Raw genomic sequence first — 19147 nt, forward strand, 5'->3', positions numbered from 1 at the left:
CTGCGCCAAAGGGGTTGCTGCCCTCCGTTCTCCATTGCTCGAGGTGTCCATGAAGCCGCCGAAGAATTTTGATCGCTATCTGGGTATCGCCCAGCGCCTGCTGATCCGTGGCCGCCTGCCGGCGCTGCTGCTCGGCGTCGCGCGCAAGACCAGCAAGCGTGGACTCAAGCTGGGCGAAGCCCGTGAGACCCTGGGGCTGTTCCATCAGTTGCTGCTGGCCTGGTGGCGCGGCGAGTATCGCGGGGTCAGCCGCAAGACGCTGCTGACCGTAGCCGGCGGCCTGGTCTATTTCCTGCTGCCCATCGACCTCATTCCCGACTGGGTGCCCATGTTCGGTCTGCTCGACGACCTCGCCGTGCTGGCCTGGGTCGGCAAGGCCTGCAGCGACGAGCTGGATGGCTTCCGAGCCTGGCGCGCCAACCGTACCGCAAGTCAGCAGGCGGCCCTGGCCGCGCTGCCCGACCGGCACGAACGGCCGGCGGCGGGTGTCGCCCTCGATCAGCTGCGGGACTGAATGGCTTGAGCGTACGCATCAGTCGCCAGCACTGGCTGGCCTTGCTGGATGAACTGGAAAGTGCGCGGCGCAGCCGCAGCCTGCTGACCTATCGCTCGGTGATCGAACGGCTGGGGCTGCCCCAGCCGGCGATGGTGACTCTGACCACCGCTCTGGAGTATTTGGCGGCCCTCGACCGTCGCGAGGGCCGGCCCCTGCGCAGTGCGCTGGTGGTGAGCCAGAGCGGGACGCGCATCCCTCGTGAAGGTTTCTTCGACTGCGCCCTGCGCCTGGGTGCCCTGGACGGCTCGCCGCCGGTGAGCGATGCAGTCAGCTGGCACGCGGCCGAGGTGACCCGGGTATTCGACCACCGCTATCCCGACCATCGCCTTGAATAGGGTTCAAGCCCGCATCAGGTGCAGGCTGTAGCCGGGCACCCTCTTGGCGTTGCGCTTGGCTTCCGAGGCAAGGCCGGCCAGGCCGCTGGCATCCACCCGCTTGCCGGCCTCCTTGTCCAGCTCCACGACCCCCAGTGACAGCGACAGCAGCGGATACTCGCGGCGGCGGCCGTCTCTGTCGTAGGCGAGAAAGCAGCCGGCTTCCAGGTGCTCGCTGCGATAGAAATGCCGGCAGCGCTCCTGGAAGCCCGCCATCAGGCCGTTGAGTCGCTGTCGCCAGTCCGAGGAACCCAGCACCACCAGAAAGTCGTCGCCACCGATATGGCCGACGAAGTCCTGCTGCGGATCCAGGCGTTCGGAGAGGGTCTGCGCCAGCGAGAGCAGCACCTCGTCGCCCTTGGCGTAGCCATAGAGATCGTTGAAGGGCTTGAAGCCATCGATGTCGACGTAGCACACCACGGCTTCGCGCTGCTGATCCAGCAAGCGCGTGAGGCACTGCTGGATGGGCACGTTGCCGGGCAGCTGGGTGAGGGGGTTGGCGTGCTTGGCCTGCTGGATGCGCTGCTCGGTAATCAGCCGCAGGACATCCATCACCCGACCGACCCCGACATAGCGACCGCCCTCGGTAATGATGAAATCCTCTTCGATGCGCTGGCGTGCCCGCGCGGTGAGCAGCCGGCTGACCTGCTGCAGCGACTGGTTGGTTTCGGTGGCCAGGAAATCCTGGCTCATCAGCCGGGCGATGGGCTTGCGCGCGAACACTTCGTGGGCGAAGGGCTTGAGCAGCGCCGAACTCAGCTCGTGGTGATGGACGATGCCCACCGGGCGATCGTCCTCGTCCACCACCGCCAGGGTATTGAGGCTGGGTTGCAGGCGGAAGCGCTCCAGTACCTCGGGGATCAGCATGTCCTGGCCGACCGCGACCTGCTCGACCCTGAGGCTGGCGACGGTGGTCGCTTCCTCGGCGAAATCGGAACTGCGGGTGGTGATCACCGGCAGCAGGGTCTGGATCTCGCGCGGCGGGGCCGCCGTCGGGCGGCCCAGCAGATAGCCCTGCACCAGGTCGATGCCCATGCTAGCCAGGGTCGACAGCTCTTCGTGGGTCTCGATGCCCTCGGCGATCACCTGGGCCCGGGAGGCTTCGGCCATCTTCAGGATGGAGCCGACGAATTCGCGTTTCACCGCATCGCGGTGGATGGATTCGATGAAATGCCGATCGATCTTGACGAAGTCCGGGCGCAACTCCGACCAGCGCCGGAGGCTGGAATAGCCCGCGCCCAGATCATCGAGGGCGATGGAGAAGCCCATGGCGCGGTAGTGGTGCAGGGCGGTGGCCAGCAGCGCGAAGTCATCGATGGGCGCCTGTTCGGTCAGCTCGATCACCACCTGGGCCGGTGAGAGCCCCAGGCGCTGCAGCAGCTTGAGGGTCTGCCCCGACTGATGCGCCGGCTCCAGCAGGGTTTCCGGGCAGACATTGAGAAACAGCAGGCCATCCAGGGCCAGTTCGCGAAAGGTCTGGCAGGACTGCTGGCGGGCGGCGATTTCCAGTTCGGACAGGCGACCGGCCTGGCGGGCGGTGGCGTAGAGGGGCAGGGGGGATTGCAGCGGAGTATTGGAGGCGCCGCGGATGAGCGCCTCGTAGCCGAGGATGCGTCGCTCGCTCAAGGACACTATGGGTTGAAAGAGCGAATGCAGCTCGCGGTTGGCGAGAATGCGATCCAACACCCCAGCCTGGTCGTTAAGCGTCATGGTTAGCCTGTAGAAACCCAGAAACGAAAATGCCCGGGGGTCGCACTTGGCGACCCCCGGGCATTTCACGACAGAGATATGACGCTTTGATGTCAGCGCTTGGGTGGTGTCTGACTCAGGTCGAGATAGTCCAGCAGTACATGACCCGACTCCATCAGGTAGGCGTCGTCCTGCGGCTTGGTCTTGTCGTCGTCGATCGCCGGGTTGTCCTCGTCGATCTTCTTCAGCTCCTTGAGCGGGGCTTCACCCTTGCCCTGGCGCCGCTGGTTTTCCATGGCCAGCTGGCGATTGTCCAGGGCGGTCTGCTCGGCCCGGCGCTTCTGCTCGTTGAGGCTGACGGTGGTGTCCGCCGCCAGCTCTTGGGCCAGCTTCAGGCGCTCGCCAGCGAAGATGAAGTCGGGATCCTTCTGCACCCGCACGTCATGGCGCTTGACCAGTTCCGGCAGGTAGTTGGCGAAGGGATTGCTCAGGCCGGTCACCGCCGGGGCGATGGTATCCCAGGGCATGGAATCGGGCAGGGCGCTCTCGCCGATCTGCTTGGTGTCCACCACCGCCGGGTAATCGATGTCCGGCAGGACGCCCTGATGCTGGGTGCTCTGGCCGGAGACGCGATAGAACTTGGCGATGGTCAGCTTCAGCTCGCCATGGTTCAGCGGCTGGATGGTCTGCACGGTGCCCTTGCCGAAGGTCTGGCCACCGACGATCAGCGCGCGGTGATAGTCCTGCATGGCGCCGGCGAAGATCTCCGAGGCCGAAGCGGACAGGCGATTGACCAGCACGGTCAGGGGGCCCTTGTAGAAGGCGCCGCCTTCGTCGTCGGCCAGCACCTCGACCTTGCCGTCGCCATTGCGCACCAGCACGGTGGGACCCTGGTCGATGAACAGCCCGGTCAGCTCGGTGGCTTCCTGCAGCGAGCCACCACCGTTGTTGCGCAGGTCGAGGACGATGCCGTCGACCTTTTCCTTCTGCAGCTCACCGATGAGCTTCTTCACGTCACGCGTGGTGCTTTTGTAGTTCGGATCGCCCGCGCGATAGGCCTTGAAGTCCAGGTAGAACGCCGGCACGTCGATCACGCCGAGCTTGTAGTGCTTGCCCTCGTGGGGCACGTCGATCACGTGCTTCTGCGCCGCCTGCTCTTCGAGCTTGACCGCTTCGCGGGTGATGGTGACGATCTTGGTCTTCTGGTCGTTCGGCGCATTGCTCGCCGGGATGATCTCCAGGCGCACCTTGGAGTTCTTGGGCCCGCGGATCAGCTTGACCACCTCGTCGAGGCGCCAGCCGATGACATCGACCATTTCGCCGTCACCCTGGGCGACGCCGACGATCTTGTCGGCCGGAGCGATCTGCTTGGACTTGTCGGCAGGGCCGGCCGGGACCAGGCGCAGGATCTGCACGTAGTCGTTGTCGTTCTGCAGCACTGCGCCGATGCCTTCCAGCGACAGGCTCATGTTGATGTCGAAGTTCTCCGCGCTTTCCGGCGAGAGATACTGGGTGTGCGGGTCGTAGGACTCGGCGAAGGCATTGATGTAGGTCTGGAAGACATCTTCGCCACGGGTCTGGTTGAGGCGCGCCAGCTGATTCTTGTACCTCTTGGTCAGCTGCTGCTGGATCTGCTGGTCGGTCTTGCCGGACAGCCGCAGGCGCAGCACCTCGTCCTTGAGCTTGCGATGCCAGAGATCGTCCAGCGCGGCGGTGTCCGCCGGCCAGGCCGCCTTCTCGCGATTGGTGTTGAAGGACTCGTCGACACTGAAGTCGAGCTTGCCGATGCCGGCGTTGAGCAGGCCCAGCCCATAGTTCAGCCGCTCGGTCATGCGCTGGGCATAACGGCGGTAGATGGCGAAGCCCGGTTCGAGATTGCCCTGCTTGAGGTAGTCATCGAAACGGGTGCGCGAGGCATCGAATTCGCGGATGTCGGCGGCATTGAAATATAGCCGGCCGGGATCAAGCATCTTCAGATAGCTGTCGTAGATCTTGATCGACTGGGCATCGTTGAGCGGCGGCTTGCTGTAGTGGTGCCGCTTGAGCAGTTCGACGATGTTGAGGCTGGCGATAACCTGGTCGCGGTCGGGTTGCAGTTTCTCGGCGCCTACCGGCGCGTTGGGCTTGGCGAAGAGGGGCGTTGCGCTGACGCCAAGCAGGACAACGAGGGCGGTACGGGACAAGAGCTGCTTCATGTGTATTCGACTAATGCACGGAAAGGAATAGGCTATAGGCCCTTCCCGGCCCGGGCGGTTCCGCGGCCAGGGGAAGTATGACGGGCGCTGACGAAAGTCGTCTGACGGCGGTCTGAAGGGTAGCGGCGATCGGAGGGGAAGGCTGTGACAGCCCCGCGTCTTCCGGTCCGCTCGACTCCCGCAGAACCCGCCGGCGCAGGCGCTTTTCGTCAAAGCCTGAGCCACTATGGAGGCACCGTGAACGCATTGCAAGGTATCGAAGGGCAACTGGAATGGCAGTCACTGAGCGCTCGCGCTCTGGCGCCAGGGGAAATTCGCATCAAGGTGGCGGCCGCCGGCCTCAACCGTGCCGACCTGCTGCAACTGGCCGGCAACTATCCGCCGCCACCCGGCGCGCCGGCGACCCTGGGCCTCGAATGCGCCGGGGTGGTCAGCGAGACCACCGCGGATTCGCGCTGGCAGGTGGGTGATCGCGTCTGCGCACTCCTGGCCGGCGGCGGCATGGCCAGCGAGGTGGTTGTGGATGGGCGCCAGGCCGCTTCCGTGCCGGAAGGCCTGTCGTTGGTCGAGGCCGCGGCGCTGCCCGAGGTCTGGGCGACCGCCTGGAGCAACCTGTTCGACCTGGCCGCCCTGCAGCCGGGTGAAAAGGTGCTGCTGCATGCCGGTGCCAGCGGCGTTGGCTCGGCCGCCATCCAGCTGTGCAAGGCCTTTGGCAATCCCTGCTGGGTCAGCGTTGGTTCCCAGGATCGTCTGGCGCACTGCGAGCGCCTCGGCGCCGAGGGCGGGGTGCTGCGCAAGACCGATTTGGAAGGCCTGCGCGATTTCGCGCCCTTCCACGTCATCCTCGATCCGGTGGGGGCGAACTATGCGTCGCTCAACCTGGACCTACTGGGCCAGGATGGACGCTGGGTGCTGATCGGCCTCATGGGCGGTCGTCAGGCCGAGATGGATCTGGGCAAGGTACTGGGCAAGCGCATCCGCATCATCGGTTCGACCCTGCGCAATCGATCCGTGGAGTTCAAGGCCAAGACCATGAGATCCCTGGAAGCCAGGGTCTGGCCGCTGTTCGCCGAAGGCAAGCTGAACGTCAACCTGGAACGCCGCTTCGCCGCCCAGAACGCCGAAGCCGCCTTTGCCGCCCTGGAAAGCAACGAGGTGAACGGCAAGGTGGTGCTGGTGCTGGACGAGGGGTTGGAGTAGCACCCACGGCCAGGGTTATCGCGGCCATGGCGGTCCGCCGCTACGGTCGCTCCTACAGATCGAGTCCGCTGTAGGCGCAACTGTCTTCATCGCGGCCATGGGCCGCTCCTACGAGGGGCGATGCTTCTGTAGGAGCGGCCCATGGCCGCGATAACATAAGTGTCTTACTGACTCTACCGCCAGCTGAGGATCGGCCAGCCGGCCTGTGTCGCGCGCTCGCGCAATACCGGATCCGGGTTGACCACGTGCGGCTTGCCTACCGCTTCGAGCAGCGGCAGGTCGTTGCGCGAGTCGGAGTAGAAGCTGGCGTTAGCCAGCAGGCTGCAGTCGCCGCCGAGCAATTCCAGCAGCCGGGTCAGCTTGCCTTCGCGAAAGGTCATGACCCCTTCCACCTGGCCGCTGTAGACGCCGTGGCTGACCTGCAGGTCGATGGCCAGCACCTCTTCCACGCCCAGCCGCTCGGCGATGGGCTCCACCAGATGCACCCCGGAAGCCGAGACGATGATCACGCGGTCGCCGGCGGCGCGGTGGGCGGCGATGCACTTCATGGCGTCGCTGAAGATCAGCGGTTCGATGACGTCCTCGACCCAGGGACCGACCTCGAAATCCACTTCTTCGGGCGTGCGGCCCACCAGGGGTTCGAGGTGGAAGGCCATGTAGTCTTCCATGGCCAGTTCGCCCTGGGCGTAGGCCGCCATCAGCTCGCTGTCGCGCCGCACGAATGACTCGCGGTCGACCCAGCCGAGCACGCCCATCTGCTGGCTCCAGAGACTGGAGCAGTCACCGTCGATAAGGGTTTCGTCGAGATCGAAAATCGCCAGGGTCATGCCACTTCTCTCAGGCTGTCGGAATCGACGGCCAGGGTGACGGCTGTGCCGTTCGCCTGCAAGGCCGACGGGCCATGGTTGAGAACGTCGACATTGAGTTCGCAGGCTTCGGTGGCGATCCGGTAGCGGATCACGTTGCCCAGCAGGCTGTGACTGACGATGCGGCCGCTGAAACCACCGGCGACGCCGAGCCTTATGGCCTCGGGACGAATCGCCACCTGTCCCTGGAAGGTCTGGCCGAACAGCCGGCTGGCCTGGTCGGCGCTGAGCAGGTTGTAGTTGCCGATGAAGCCGGCGGCGAAGGCATCCACCGGCGCGGTGTAGAGGGTCTCGGCATCGCCACTCTGGACGATGCGCCCGTCGCGCATCAGCACGATGCGATCGGACAGGGTGAGAGCCTCTTCCTGGTCATGGGTGACGAACACCGTGGTCAGCCCCAGCTCCTGCTGGATGGCGCGGATCTGCTCACGCAGGTGGCGGCGGATACGGGCATCCAGCGCCGAGAGGGGTTCGTCCAGGAGCAGCAGCCGTGGCCGCACGATCAGCGAGCGCGCCAGGGCCACCCGCTGGCACTGGCCACCGGAGAGCTGGTGTGGATAGCGTGTGGCGAAGCCTTGCAGTTCTACCAGGTTCAGGACCTCCTGCACGCGCTGCTGCACCTCATCCCGTGCCAGGCGCTGCATGCGCAGGCCGAAGGCAACGTTCTGCTCCACCGTCATGTTGGGAAACAGCGCATAGCTCTGGAACACCATGGCGATGCCGCGGCGCTGCGGTGGCAACTGGGTGATGTCCTGGTCGGCCAGCATGATGGCGCCACGGTCGACCTCGGTGAGCCCGGCCAGGCAGCGCAGCAGGGTGGACTTGCCGCAGCCCGAGGGGCCGAGCAGGGTCACCAGTTCGCCCTGTTCGGCATGGAATTCGATGTCGGTGAACAGGGTGTTGGCGCCGTAGCGCTTGTGCAGTCCCTTGACCGCGAGATAGCTCATGTCCGCTCCCGATTCAGGCGATTGGCGATCCAGGTCAGCAGCAGGACCGCGAGGAAATAGGAGATCACCAAGGCGCTGGTCAGGTGGCCACTGCCGTTGCGCAGGTTGTAGAGGTAGATCTGCAGCGTCTCGTAGCGCGTTCCCACCAGCAGGTTGGCGAAGACGAATTCGCCGATGAGAAAGGAAAAGGACAGGAACAGCGCCACCATCAGCCCGGTCCGCAGATTGGGCAGCACCACCAGCAGGGCGGCGCGCCAGGAGCTGGCGCCGAGCAGGTGGGCGGCGTCCATCAGGTCGCGCAGATTCAGCGCCTGGAGGTTGTTGCTGATGGCGCGGTACATGAAGGGCAGGGCGATGGTGAAGTAGCAGAACACCAGGATCCAAGGCGTGCCGGTCAGCGGCAACGGACCACTTGCGTAGAGCTGCAACAGACCAACCGCCGAGACCACCGGCGGTACGGCGAAGGGCAGCAGGATCAGCACGTTCATCAGCGCATCCAGCCGTGGAAAGTGATAGGCGACGGCGAACATGGCCGGCAGGATCAGCACGCAGGACAGGGCCAGGGCGCCAAAGCAGATCGCCAGGGAACGACCGAAGGCGGCGAGAAAGCGCGGCTCGCTCCACAGCTGCAGGTACCACTTGAAGGTGAAGCCCGCCGGCAGCAGGGTCGCTGACCACTGGGTGGCCAGGGAATAGAGGAGGGTCGCGGCCAGGGGCGTGAACAGGATCAGGAACAGGACCCAGACCACTGTCCGATGATAGAGGCGCTCAGTTCTGGACATGCCGACTCCGCCGTAGCAGCCACTGGTGGACGAGGGTGATCAGGGTCATGAAGGCCACCAGCAGCATGGCCAGCGCCGCGGCCAGGTTGGGCTCCAGATAGATGTCGCCGGAAACCAGGGCGGCGATGCGCACCGGTACCACGTTGAAGTTGCCGGTTGTGAGCGCATAGACCGTGGCGTAGGCGCCCAGGGCGTTGGCCAGCAGGATGATGAAGGTGCCGACCAGCGCCGGGCTGAGCACCGGCAGGCCGATGTGCCGCCAGTATTGCCAGGTGCCGGCGCCGAGCAGCGCCGCCGCGTCGCGCCAGTCCTGCTTGAGGGCTTCGAAGGCCGGGAACAGCAGCAACACCCCCAGGGGAATCTGGAAGTAGGTGTAGATGAGGATCAGTCCGCCCTTGGTGTAGAGGTTGAAGCCTTCGATCAGTCCGAATTGCTTGAGCGCCAGGGTCAGGCAACCGTTGATGCCCAGCAGGATGATGAAGGCGAAGGCCAGCGGCACCCCGGCGAAGTTGCTGGTCATGTTGGTGAAGGCCACCACGAAGCCGCGCAGCCGCGAGTCGACCCGGGTCAGCGAATAGGCGCCGAGCAGGGCGATGAGCAGACCGCAGACGCTGGACCAGAGCGAAATTTCCAGGGAGAAGCGGATGGCCTGCAGGTAAAAGGGCGAGCCGAGGATTTCGGCGTAGTTGCCCAGGCCCCAGCCACTTTCGCTGGAATTGAAGCTGTTGAAGGCGATCCAGGCCAGGGGCGCCAGCTGGAAGGCGCCGAACACCAGCAGGAAAGGCAGGATCAGCAGCAGGGCGAGCCAGGGCCGCTTCATGCCAGCAACTCCCGGCATAGCGGCTTGTCGTGGGCAAGACCCAGCAGCGTGCAGACGGTGCCGCAGATCTCCACCTGGCGCGGTGTGGCCTCGCCCAGGGAGAAGCCCGCGCCGAAGACGAACAGGGGCACCTCGCGTTCTTCCGGAAGCGTCCCGCCGTGACCGCGGTCGTCGTTCATGCCGTGGTCGGCGGTCACCAGCACCTGGTAGCCGGCGTCCAGCCAGGCGGGCAGGTAGTGGGACAGCAGGCCGTCGGCGCGGCGCGCGGCATTGCGGTATTCGGGGCTGGAGAGGCCGTGCCGGTGGCCGGCATCGTCGATGTTCATCGGATGGACCAGGAGGATGTCCGGCGCCTGGGTCAGGCGCAGGTGCTCGGCGTCGTCGAACAGATGGGAATCCGGGTAGTGGTCGGCGTAATAGAAGTGGCCGTGCTGGATCGGCAGGGCGGTGTCGCTGACATGCCTGTCCCGCGCTCGATCAAAGGGGCTGCGGTTGTAGAGTTCGCTGACCCAGTGATAGGCCGCCGCCGCCGTGGTGAGGCCGGCGGCCTGGGCCAGATGGAAGAGGCTGATCTGGTTGGACAGCCGATCCACGCCATTGTGGACGATGCCGCTGCGCACCGGGGGTACCCCGGTGAGCAGGCATTCGTAGAGCGGGCGGGAGAGCGAGGGCAACTCGCATTCCAACCGGTAGAGGCGACCCCGGCCAGCCAGGCAGAGCGCCTGGAGAAAGCCGAGTCCGTGTTCGGCGACCCTCAGGGCGAGTCCGTCCAGCACGACCAGGATGACCTTCATGACGTCACTGCTGCATGTTGATCAGAACGTGTTCCTGCCAGAGCCGCGGTAGGCGCTTGGAGGTTTCCTCCCAGGCCTTGGCGTCGGCGATGGGCCGGGCCTTGGCGTATTGCGCCTGGGGCAGCAGCTTGGCCTGGACGTCGGCCGGCAGGGTCAGGTGCTCGGCGCGGATCGGCCGGGCATAGCCCTGGGCCAGGTTGATCTGGCCGGCGTCGGAGAAGATGTACTCGCGGGCCAGCTTGGCGGCGTTGGGGTGCTTGGCGTACTTGTTGATGATGGTGGTGTAGCCGGAGGTCACCGAGCCATCGGAGGGGATCAGCACCTCGAAGCGCGAGCGATCGATCTGGTCGCGATAGCTCAGGGCGTTGAAGTCCCACACCACCCCGACTTCCACTTCACCCTTCTCGAGGTTGGCCACCACCGGGTTGGTGAAGGCCAGGCGACCCTGCTTGGCCAGCTTGGCGAAGAAGTCCAGCGCCGGCTTGATGTTCTTTTCGTCGCCGCCGTTGGCATAGGCCGCTGCCAGTACGCCACTCACCGCCTGGGAGGCGGCGCTGACGTCGCCGATGGTGACCTTGTAGTTGCCCTTGAGGAGATCGGCCCAGGAGTGGGGGACGTCCTTGACGGTCTGCTTGTTGACGATGAAGGCGATGGTGCCGGTGTAGGCCAGCGCCCAGTGACCGTCGCTGTCCTTGGCCCAGCTCGGTACCTGGTCCCAGGTGCTCGGCTTGTAGGGCTGGGTAACGCCCTTCTGCACGGCGATGGGGCCGAAGGAAGCACCGACGTCACCGATGTCGGCGGAGGCGTTTTCGCCTTCGGCGGCGAACTTGGCGATCTCTTGGGCGGAGCTCATGTCGGTATCCTGATGCTTGAGCCCATATTTCTGCTCAAGGTCCTGCCAGGTACCTTTCCAGTTTGCCCAGGTATCGGGCATGCCGACGCTGTTCACCTCGCCTTCCTTTCGGGCGGCGGCTTCGAGGGATTTGAGGTCGACGGTATCGGCGAAGGCGGTACCGGCCTGTAGCGCAACGGCAGTGGCCAACAAGGAAGCAAGCAGACGGGTCATACGGGTGCTCCAGGTGTTAGGGCTTGGTCTAGGTCAGCAAGACACAGGCCAATCTAGGACCGGGGTATGACGATTTGATGGCAATGCGCCCTGTTTCACCGCTGGCACGGGCGCTGCAGTCGTCACCAAGCGGTCATCTGGCCGTCTTAGTCTCCCAACAAACCCTAGTCGAGGCACTCCGGGTGCACCAATCCGAAACTGGTCTAGTCCAAAGAAGTGCGCCGGGTGCCGGTGCCATCCGCCAGGCATTGCAGGAGCAGATCGCCCATGGCCTGCTGCCGGCCATGGAGCGCCTGCCCTCCGAGCGCCAGCTGAGCGAGCTGTTCGTCACCACCCGTATCACCCTGCGCGAAGCCCTGCTGCAGCTGGAGGCCCTGGGGCTGATCTATCGCGAAGAACGCCGGGGCTGGTTCGTCGCCCCGCCACGGCTGGCCTACAACCCCCTGGCACGGACCCATTTCCACGCCATGGTGGAAGCCCAGGGACGGGTACCGGCGACCGAGGTCGTGGCGGCGCGGCAGATGCTGGCGTCCGCGGAGATCTGTCGCCTGCTGGAGTTGCCGGCGCTGTCCAGTGTCTATCAGATCCGCCGGGTGCGTCGGGTGGACGGCCGGCTGGTGCTCTATGTCGAGCACTACCTCAATGCCGCCTATTTCCCGGGCTTGCTGGAGCACGATCTGCAGCGCTCCCTCACCGAGTTGTATCTCGACCGCTACGACATTCGCTACGGCGAGGTGCGCTTCGAGATCCTGCCGACGGCGCTGCTGCCGGAGGCAGCCCAGGCGCTGCGGGTGGCGCAGGGCAGTCCGGCGCTGCACATCACCCGCATCAACCACGACCAGCAGGGGCGACTGATCGATTGCGACCTGGAATTCTGGCGGCATGACGCCATCCAGGTCAGGGTCGAAGTACCGGACTAGGCTGGCTTCAGAGCGGCAGTTCGCTGCTCGCATAGAAGGCCGTCAGCACCTTGATCAGATGGCCCAGGTCATGGCTGCCGGCCAGTTCGCGGATGGAGTGCATGGCGAAGGTGGGCAGGCCGATGTCTACGGTGCGCACCCCCAGCTGCCCGGCGGTGATGGGGCCGATGGTGGAACCGCACCCCATGTCGCTGCGCACCACGAAGCTCTGTACCGGCACCGCTTCGCGCTGGCAGAGGTCGCGGAAGAAGGCCGCGGTTTCGCTGCTGGTGGCATAGCGCTGGTTGGCGTTCACCTTGATCACCGGGCCGCCGTTCAGTTTCGGGCCGTGGTTGCCATCGTGCTTGTCGGCATAGTTGGGGTGCACGCCATGGGCGTTGTCGGCCGAGATCAGCAGCGAGCGCTGCAGGTTGCGGGTAAAGGCATCCCCGGCGGGCAGCAGGCGTTGCAGCACCTGTTCGAGGAAGGGACCGTCGGCGCCGCAGCAGGAGGTGGAGCCCACTTCCTCGTGATCGGTGCAGACCAGCACGGCGTTCTCGTCGCCCTCGTCGGCCAGCAGGGCTGCCAGGCCGGCATAGCAGGACAGCAGGTTGTCCAGGCGAGCGGCGGCGATGAAGTCGTCATCCAGCCCGATCAGGGCGGCGGGCTGGACATCATAGAAGCTCAGTTCGAAATCCAGCACCTCGGCTTGGTCTATGCCATGTTCCTGCTGCAGGCGCGCCGCCAGCAGGGCGCGGAAGTCGCGCCGCTCGCCGGCAGGCACCTGGGCCAGGATAGGTGGCAGCTCGTTCTGGGCATTGATGGCCCAGCCCTGGTTGGCTTCGCGATTGAGGTGGATGGCCAAATTGGGAATGATCGCCAGCGGCTTGCGGAAGTCGATCAGGCGACTCTGCACCCGGCCCTCGGCGCGATAGGTCACCCGGCCCGCCAGGGACAGGTCGCGGTCGAACCAGGGCGCCATCAGCATGCCGCCGTAGACCTCGACGCCCAGTTGCCAGAAGCCCTGCCGCTGCAGCTCCGGCTGCGGCTTGACCTTGAGGCAGGGACTGTCGGTATGGGCGCCGACCAGGCGCAGGCCGCGTTCCAGCGGTTGGGCACCCAGGCGCACGGCGATCAGCGACGAATCGTTGCGGGTGACGTAGTAGCGTCCACCCGGCTGCACGGACCAGCTTTCTCGCTCGTCCAGGCGTTGGTAGCCGGCGGCTTCGAGACGGCGCGCGAGGGTTGCGGTGGCGTGGAAGGGCGTGGGCGAGGTGGAGAGGAAATCGATGAGGCCTTGGATCTGATCGGTACGCATGGACGACTCCGGACGACAAGGCGTCCAGTCTAGGTTCTGGACCCAGGGGAGTCGAGCGTAGCGCCCAGGGCGGACGGCAGCTCAGGGCTCAGCGGCGCTGCAGCACCAGGTGATGGATATGCCAGTGCTTGGGCCGCCCGACCGCGGTATGGCCGTCCTCCTCCTCTTCCCGCTGCAGGAGGACTTGCCAGTCCCGCAGCAGCTGTTGCAGGACCGCGGCGTCGACGACCGCCACCCCCTTGCTGGCCCAGCTGTCCCGCTCGCCGAGCAACTGGCCGCAGAACAGCCCACCCGGGCGCACCGCCGCGGTGATCCCGGTCCAGAGCAGCGGGAAGCGCGCTGGCTCGCAAAAGGGCAGGGCGAAGCTGGAATTGACGAGGTCGCAGGGAGGGATTTCGAGCGTTTCAAAGCGTGCCTGGCGGGTTTCCAGGCGTTTCTGCAGCAGGGTCGGCGTGCGCTCGCACAGGGTGCTCAGCGCCTCGGCCTCGGCATCCACCGCCAGCACCTGCCAGCCGCGTTCCAGCAGGACGAGGGTGTCGCGCCCGGTGCCACAGCCCAGATCCAGCGCCAATCCTGGCGGATCTGAGCGGGATGAGAGTGCCTGCAGCAGGGTCTCGCGCGGACCGCCCGCGGCAGTGGCGGTGTAGTAGGACGTCCAGTGAGACAAGCGGCACTCCTCTGGCTGAATGCCTCAGTATGCCAGCGCCCAGGCTTAGAAAGGCGCGGGACTGGTAAAGCTCATCCGCTCGCCCGAAAGGGGGTGGGTCAGCGTCAGCAGGCTGGCGTGCAGGCAGAGGCGCGGCTGGGCCGCCAGCGCCTCGCCCTCGGCATAGAGCTGATCGCCCAGCAGCGGATGCCCGATGCTCAGCATATGGACGCGCAGCTGATGGGAGCGGCCGGTAATGGGCGTGAGCTCCACCCGGCTGTAGTGGCCATGGCGCTCCAGCACCTGCCAGAAGGTCAGGGCATGGCGTCCCAGTTCGTGATCCACCACATGGCGCGGCTTGGTCGGCGGGTCGTAGCGCAGCGGCAATTCGATGCGGCCGCTGTTGGCCTCCGGTTCGCCCCAGCAGAGGGCGATGTAGGCCTTTTCCGTTTCGCGATCATGGAATTGCCTGGACAGCTCGCGATGGCTGTCGGCGTCCCGCGCCAGCACGATGACGCCGGAGGTCTCCCAGTCCAGGCGATGGACGATGCGCGCCTCGGGATAGCCGTTTTCCTGCAGGCGGGTCACCAGGCAGTCGCGGTTGTCTTCGGCGCGACCGGGGACCGACAGCAGCAGGGTAGGCTTGTCGACCACCAGCAGGGCGGCGTCCTCGTGAATGATGCGAATGTTGGAGAGGGGCATGGGCTTCCTGGGGCCTGGCGGCGAATCGCGGCACCGCGCTGGGCAGGTACCGAGGATTCGCCATGGCTTAAACGCCAGCGGCGGCCCTGGGGCCGCCGCTGTCCTGCTGCGCTCGCCTTAGCGGTCGGGCAGGGTGATGTTGAGTTCGAGGATCGAGCAACTGCCCTGATTTTCCAGTTCGACCTGGATCTGGTCCTGCTCGATGGGCACGTACTTGCGGATCACTTCCAGCAGGTCTTTCTGCAATTGCGGCAGATAGTCCGGCTGCTCGTGGCGACCGCGTTCGTGGGCCACGATGATCTGCAGCCGCTCCTTGGCTATCGAAGCGCTGTTCTGCTTCTTCCGATCGCGAAAGAAGTCGAAGATGTTCATTCGCTACCACCCCCGAACAGACGTTGCAGGAAGCCTTTCTTCTTCACGTCGAGGAAGCGATAGGCCACTTCCTTGCCGAGCAGTCGTTCCACGGTATCACTGTAGGCCTGACCGGCGTCGCTCTGTTCGTCGAGAATTACCGGGATACCCTGGTTCGACGCCTTGAGCACCGCCTGGGATTCGGGGATCACGCCGAGCAGGCGGATGGACAGGATCTCTTCCACGTCCTCGACGCCGAGCATTTCACCCTTGGTGACGCGCTCGGGGTTGTAGCGGGTCAGCAGCAGGTGTTCCTTGATGGCTTCCTCGCCCTTTTCCGCGCGGCGCGACTTGCTGGCCAGCAGGCCGAGCATGCGGTCGGAGTCGCGGACCGAGGAGACTTCGGGGTTGGTCACCACGATGGCCTCGTCGGCGAAGTACATCGCCAGGTGGGCACCCTTCTCGATGCCGGCCGGGGAGTCGCAGACGATGAAGTCGAAGGTCTGCTTGAGTTCGTTGATCACGCGCTCCACGCCGTCCTGGGTCAGGGCGTCCTTGTCGCGGGTCTGGCTGGCGGCCAGCACGAACAGGTTCTCGAGACGCTTGTCCTTGATCAGGGCCTGACTCAGGGTGGCTTCGTTGTTGATCACGTTGACGAAGTCGTACACCACGCGGCGCTCGCAGCCCATGATCAGGTCGAGGTTACGCAGGCCGACGTCGAAGTCGACGATGACGGTCTTGTGGCCGCGCAGGGCGAGACCGGTACCGATGGCGGCGCTGCTGGTGGTCTTGCCGACGCCGCCCTTGCCGGAGGTGACTACGAGTACTTTGGCCAAACTGATTCACCTTGATCGAAAGGAATAACTGAAGCGACTCGATGCCCTCGGTGACGAGATTGCAGGCAGTGTCGCGCTTCGTGTTGCCGTTGGCGGCTTAGGCGCCAAGTGCGAAAAATTCGCGGAAGTATCCGTCAAAGACGGGTGATGTTCAACACATCTCCCACCAGACTGACCTGTACCGGATTGCCCCATTGTGGATGGCGTCGCAGGTCCTCGGCGACCTTGTACTGGCCAGCGATGGAGAGCAGTTCCGCGGTCAGCTGCTGGCAGAAAATCCGCGCTTTAGTATCACCTTTTACCCCGGCCAGCGCTCGGCCGCGCATGGGGCCGTAGACATGGATGTTGCCGTCGGCGAGCAATTCGGCGCCCGGGCTGACCGGCGCCAGCACCACCAGGTCACCGGCCGGGGCATAGAGCTGCACACCGCCGCGCACCGGGGCGGTGATGATCTTGGTCGGATTGATCGTCGGTGCGGCCGGTTTGGGCGGTTCCGCCGGCTTGACCGGCTCGCGATCGCGCGGTTCGACCTGGCGTTCACGCCCGCCGGAACTGACTGGCAGGATCGGCAGGTCGTAGTCGTTGGCGGCGGCCAGATCCCCGCTGCGACTGGCGCGCAGGGCCAGGGTGCGCAGGCCGTGCCGGCGGCAGAGGTCGAGGAGGGCGCCCAGGTCGAGCGGGCCGGCATCCTCGGCGAGCTTGTCGAGGCCCAGTACCAGCGGCGTTTCCTGGAAGAAGTTGGGGGCCTGGGCGACCTTCTGGGCCAGTTGCCGGTCCAGGCGCCCCAGGTCGTTGCGGAGAAGCTCCAGCACGGTCACGGCGAGCATGTTGCCCTTGAGCTGGAAGACGGAGTCGCTTTCGGAAGGATCGGCTGCGGTCATGGTGGGTACTTGTGCTTGGATGGCGGGACTTATAGCGGGATGCCCCGCGTGTCGCAACCCTCACCGGGTCTGGGGGACCATGACTGTGAAGGCTACGGGAAATCTGCGCGAGCCCTGTAGAATGGCGCGACTTTTTCATGCAGGAGTTCCGATGGAGCGGCCGTCTTTCCGCCTCGCCTTTCTCAATCCACGTTATTGGCCGCTCTGGCTGGGGCTGGGGCTGCTCTGGCTGCTGGTGCAACTGCCCTATGCCGTGCTGCTGCGACTCGGCCAGGGGCTCGGCTGGCTCTTCTATCACGTCGCCGGTCAGCGCCGCGCCATCGCCCGCCGCAATCTGGAACTCTGCTTTCCCCGGCTCGACGAGCGGGCACGCGATCGCCTGCTGAGGCGCAACTTCGCCAGCAGCGCCATGGCCCTGCTGGAGATGGCCATGAGCTGGTGGTGGCCGCGGCAGCGCCTGGCCCGCCTGGCCCATATCGAAGGCCTCGAGCATCTGCAGGCCGCTCAGCGCGAAGGTCAGGGGGTGATCCTCATGGCGCTGCATTTCACCACCCTGGAAATCGGCGCGGCGCTGCTCGGGCAGCGGCACACCATCGATGGCATGTACCGCCAGCACAAGAATCCGGTGTTCGACTTCATCCAGCGCCGCGGTCGCGAGCGCCACAACCAGGACGCCACCGCCATCGAGCGCGAGGACGTCCGCGCCATGCTCAAGGTACTGCGCGCCGGACGGGCCATCTGGTATGCGCCCGACCAGGACTACGGCGCCAAGCAGAGTCTGTTCGTGCCGCTGTTCGGCATCCAGGCAGCCACGGTAACGGCCACCACCAAGTTCGCCCGCCTGGGGCGCGCACGGGTGCTGCCCTTCACCCAGGAGCGCCTGGCGGACGGTTCGGGCTATCGCCTGGTCGTTCATCCGCCGCTGGCCGACTTCCCTGGCGAGAGCGAGGAAGCCGACTGCCTGCGCATCAATCACTGGGTCGAGCGCTGCGTCAGCGAGTTGCCCGAGCAGTACCTCTGGGCCCATCGGCGGTTCAAGACCCGTCCGCCCGGCGAGCCCAAGCTCTATCCGAAGAAGAAGCGCTAGATGAGTCTGGGCGGCGAGCGGCGCACCGGGCTGATTCTGGCCGGCGGTGGCGCGCGGGCCGCCTATCAGGTCGGGGTGCTGCAGGTGGTGGCCGATACCCTGGCGGTCCGTTCCGAGAATCCCTTCCCGATCCTCGTCGGTACCTCGGCGGGCGCGCTCAACGCCGCCGTGCTGGGCTGCGGCGCCCTGGATTTCGGCCGTGCGGTGGATCGCCTGGCGGCGGTCTGGTCGAGCCTGGAAACGGCGATGATCTATCGCAGCGACTGGGTCGGGGCGAGCCGCCAGGCCGCGCGTTTCGGCCTGCAGACGCTGTTCGGCGCCTGGCGCCAGGAACCGCTGGCCCTGCTCGACAACGCGCCCCTGCGGGCGCTGCTCAGCCGCGAGCTGGATTTCTCCGGGATCACCGCGGCCTTGCGCCAGCGCGCCCTGCGAGCCGTGGCGGTCACGGCCTTCGGCTATGCCTCGGGCCAGGCGATGACCTTCTACCAGAGTCATGGCGCGCTCGATCCCTGGTTTCGTCATCGGCGCGTCGGGGTGCCGGCACGGCTGGCGGTCGACCATTTGCTGGCCAGCACGGCCATTCCACTGTTCTTTCCGCCGGTGAAGGTCGGGCGGGAGTTCCTGGGCGACGGTTCGGTACGGCAGACGGCGCCCATCAGTCCGGCGCTGCATCTGGGGGCGGAGCGTATCCTGGTGATCGGACTCGGCGCGCCTGGGGGTCACGAGCACGGACTGCAGGGTCGGCCGCCGACGGTGGCGCAGATCGGCGGTCATCTGCTCAACAGCACCTTCGTCGATGCCCTGGACAGCGATACCGAAACCCTCCGGCGCCTCAATCTGCTGAGTAGCGCCCTGCCGGCAGGGGACCCGGTCAGCGGACGCTTCTGCCGTCCCGTGGACATGCTGGTGATCTCGCCCAGCCAGCCGCTGGCGGACATCGCCACCCGGCACCGCAAACGCCTGCCACCGGCGTTGCGGCAGTTGCTACGGGGAGTCGGGGTGAATCGCCCCTCGGGCAGCGCGCTGCTCAGCTATCTGCTGTTCGAGGCGGCCTACTGCCAGGAACTCATGGCGCTGGGGCGGACCGATGCCCTGGCCCGCCTGCCCGAACTCCAGACCTTTCTCGCCCGCGCCTAGG

The 19147-nt window shown here is 65.7% G+C and carries 20 protein-coding genes; 6 read left to right on the forward strand and 14 right to left on the reverse strand.

The features are described from left to right. The first annotated feature begins 49 nt into the window (after positions 1-49). Both PVZ72_RS20055 and PVZ72_RS20060 read left to right on the forward strand, forming a co-directional pair. Positions 50-514: a YkvA family protein gene (locus PVZ72_RS20055; protein ID WP_133859355.1), complete on the forward strand. Its 465-nt coding sequence runs from the start codon at positions 50-52 to the stop codon at positions 512-514. A gap of 5 nt (positions 515-519) precedes the next feature. After that, the gene (locus PVZ72_RS20060; protein ID WP_133859354.1) at positions 520-891 is read left to right on the forward strand and encodes a hypothetical protein; all 372 of its coding nucleotides are present in this window, start codon (positions 520-522) and stop codon (positions 889-891) included. Between the two features lie 3 nt (positions 892-894). Here PVZ72_RS20060 and PVZ72_RS20065 read toward each other — a convergent pair whose 3' ends face one another. Further along, the gene (locus PVZ72_RS20065; RefSeq protein WP_273862838.1) at positions 895-2640 is read right to left on the reverse strand and encodes a bifunctional diguanylate cyclase/phosphodiesterase; all 1746 of its coding nucleotides are present in this window, start codon (positions 2638-2640) and stop codon (positions 895-897) included. Between the two features lie 92 nt (positions 2641-2732). Next, positions 2733-4814 (reverse strand): carboxy terminal-processing peptidase, encoded by a 2082-nt coding sequence (locus tag PVZ72_RS20070; RefSeq protein ID WP_187979032.1) that lies wholly within the window; start codon positions 4812-4814, stop codon positions 2733-2735. Positions 4815-5051: 237 nt separating this feature from the next. On the opposite strand from PVZ72_RS20070, the gene PVZ72_RS20075 reads away from it, so the two are divergent. Further along, on the forward strand, positions 5052-6014 hold the full coding sequence (locus tag PVZ72_RS20075; RefSeq protein WP_187979033.1) for an NAD(P)H-quinone oxidoreductase: 963 nt from the start codon (positions 5052-5054) through the stop codon (positions 6012-6014). A 173-nt stretch (positions 6015-6187) separates the two neighbouring features. Here PVZ72_RS20075 and PVZ72_RS20080 read toward each other — a convergent pair whose 3' ends face one another. From PVZ72_RS20080 to PVZ72_RS20105, 6 genes are read right to left on the reverse strand one after another with little or no spacing between them, the layout of a single operon-like run. After that, complete coding sequence (locus PVZ72_RS20080) at positions 6188-6841, reverse strand: HAD family hydrolase (RefSeq protein ID WP_187979034.1); 654 nt, start codon at positions 6839-6841, stop codon at positions 6188-6190. Beyond that, a complete protein-coding gene (locus tag PVZ72_RS20085; RefSeq protein ID WP_273862839.1) occupies positions 6838-7827 on the reverse strand; it encodes an ABC transporter ATP-binding protein in 990 nt (329 codons plus the stop codon). The genes PVZ72_RS20080 and PVZ72_RS20085 overlap by 4 nt, the downstream gene beginning before the upstream one ends. Further along, positions 7824-8609 carry an ABC transporter permease gene (locus tag PVZ72_RS20090; protein ID WP_133859349.1) on the reverse strand — a complete coding sequence of 262 codons (786 nt, stop codon included), beginning with the start codon at positions 8607-8609 and terminating at the stop codon, positions 7824-7826. Before PVZ72_RS20090 ends, PVZ72_RS20085 begins: the two co-directional genes overlap by 4 nt. Next, positions 8596-9429 (reverse strand): ABC transporter permease, encoded by an 834-nt coding sequence (locus PVZ72_RS20095; RefSeq protein WP_133859348.1) that lies wholly within the window; start codon positions 9427-9429, stop codon positions 8596-8598. The genes PVZ72_RS20090 and PVZ72_RS20095 overlap by 14 nt, the downstream gene beginning before the upstream one ends. Continuing rightward, complete coding sequence (locus PVZ72_RS20100; RefSeq protein WP_273862841.1) at positions 9426-10223, reverse strand: alkaline phosphatase family protein; 798 nt, start codon at positions 10221-10223, stop codon at positions 9426-9428. Before PVZ72_RS20100 ends, PVZ72_RS20095 begins: the two co-directional genes overlap by 4 nt. Before the next feature lie 4 nt (positions 10224-10227). Then, a complete protein-coding gene (locus tag PVZ72_RS20105) occupies positions 10228-11289 on the reverse strand; it encodes an ABC transporter substrate-binding protein (RefSeq protein WP_133859346.1) in 1062 nt (353 codons plus the stop codon). Positions 11290-11471: 182 nt separating this feature from the next. Between PVZ72_RS20105 and PVZ72_RS20110 the strand changes: the two genes are divergently transcribed. Next, complete coding sequence (locus tag PVZ72_RS20110) at positions 11472-12209, forward strand: UTRA domain-containing protein (protein WP_273862842.1); 738 nt, start codon at positions 11472-11474, stop codon at positions 12207-12209. A 7-nt stretch (positions 12210-12216) separates the two neighbouring features. On the opposite strand, the gene PVZ72_RS20115 is transcribed toward PVZ72_RS20110, so the two are convergent. From PVZ72_RS20115 to minC, 6 genes are all read right to left on the reverse strand, one after another. Then, positions 12217-13506, reverse strand: coding sequence for a M18 family aminopeptidase (locus PVZ72_RS20115; RefSeq protein WP_273862843.1), 1290 nt, complete (start codon positions 13504-13506; stop codon positions 12217-12219). An 88-nt stretch (positions 13507-13594) separates the two neighbouring features. After that, entirely contained in the window at positions 13595-14173 is a 579-nt protein-coding gene (locus tag PVZ72_RS20120) for a class I SAM-dependent methyltransferase (RefSeq protein ID WP_273862844.1), read from the reverse strand. A 45-nt stretch (positions 14174-14218) separates the two neighbouring features. Next, positions 14219-14854 (reverse strand): RluA family pseudouridine synthase, encoded by a 636-nt coding sequence (locus PVZ72_RS20125; protein WP_187979040.1) that lies wholly within the window; start codon positions 14852-14854, stop codon positions 14219-14221. Between the two features lie 117 nt (positions 14855-14971). Then, positions 14972-15226, reverse strand: coding sequence for a cell division topological specificity factor MinE (minE, locus tag PVZ72_RS20130; RefSeq protein ID WP_017642793.1), 255 nt, complete (start codon positions 15224-15226; stop codon positions 14972-14974). Beyond that, positions 15223-16041 carry a septum site-determining protein MinD gene (gene minD, locus PVZ72_RS20135; RefSeq protein ID WP_133859342.1) on the reverse strand — a complete coding sequence of 273 codons (819 nt, stop codon included), beginning with the start codon at positions 16039-16041 and terminating at the stop codon, positions 15223-15225. Before minD ends, minE begins: the two co-directional genes overlap by 4 nt. A gap of 134 nt (positions 16042-16175) precedes the next feature. Then, positions 16176-16922, reverse strand: a complete 747-nt coding sequence (gene minC, locus PVZ72_RS20140; protein ID WP_133859341.1) for a septum site-determining protein MinC — start codon at positions 16920-16922, stop codon at positions 16176-16178. Between the two features lie 151 nt (positions 16923-17073). Between minC and PVZ72_RS20145 the strand changes: the two genes are divergently transcribed. Further along, the gene (locus PVZ72_RS20145; RefSeq protein WP_187979041.1) at positions 17074-18009 is read left to right on the forward strand and encodes a lipid A biosynthesis lauroyl acyltransferase; all 936 of its coding nucleotides are present in this window, start codon (positions 17074-17076) and stop codon (positions 18007-18009) included. Further along, positions 18010-19146, forward strand: a complete 1137-nt coding sequence (locus PVZ72_RS20150) for a patatin-like phospholipase family protein (protein WP_273862845.1) — start codon at positions 18010-18012, stop codon at positions 19144-19146. The last annotated feature ends 1 nt before the right edge of the window (position 19147 follow it).

The sequence above is a fragment of the Pseudomonas sp. LA5 genome, assembly GCF_028640825.1.
Lineage (GTDB): Bacteria > Pseudomonadota > Gammaproteobacteria > Pseudomonadales > Pseudomonadaceae > Chryseomonas > Chryseomonas aestiva.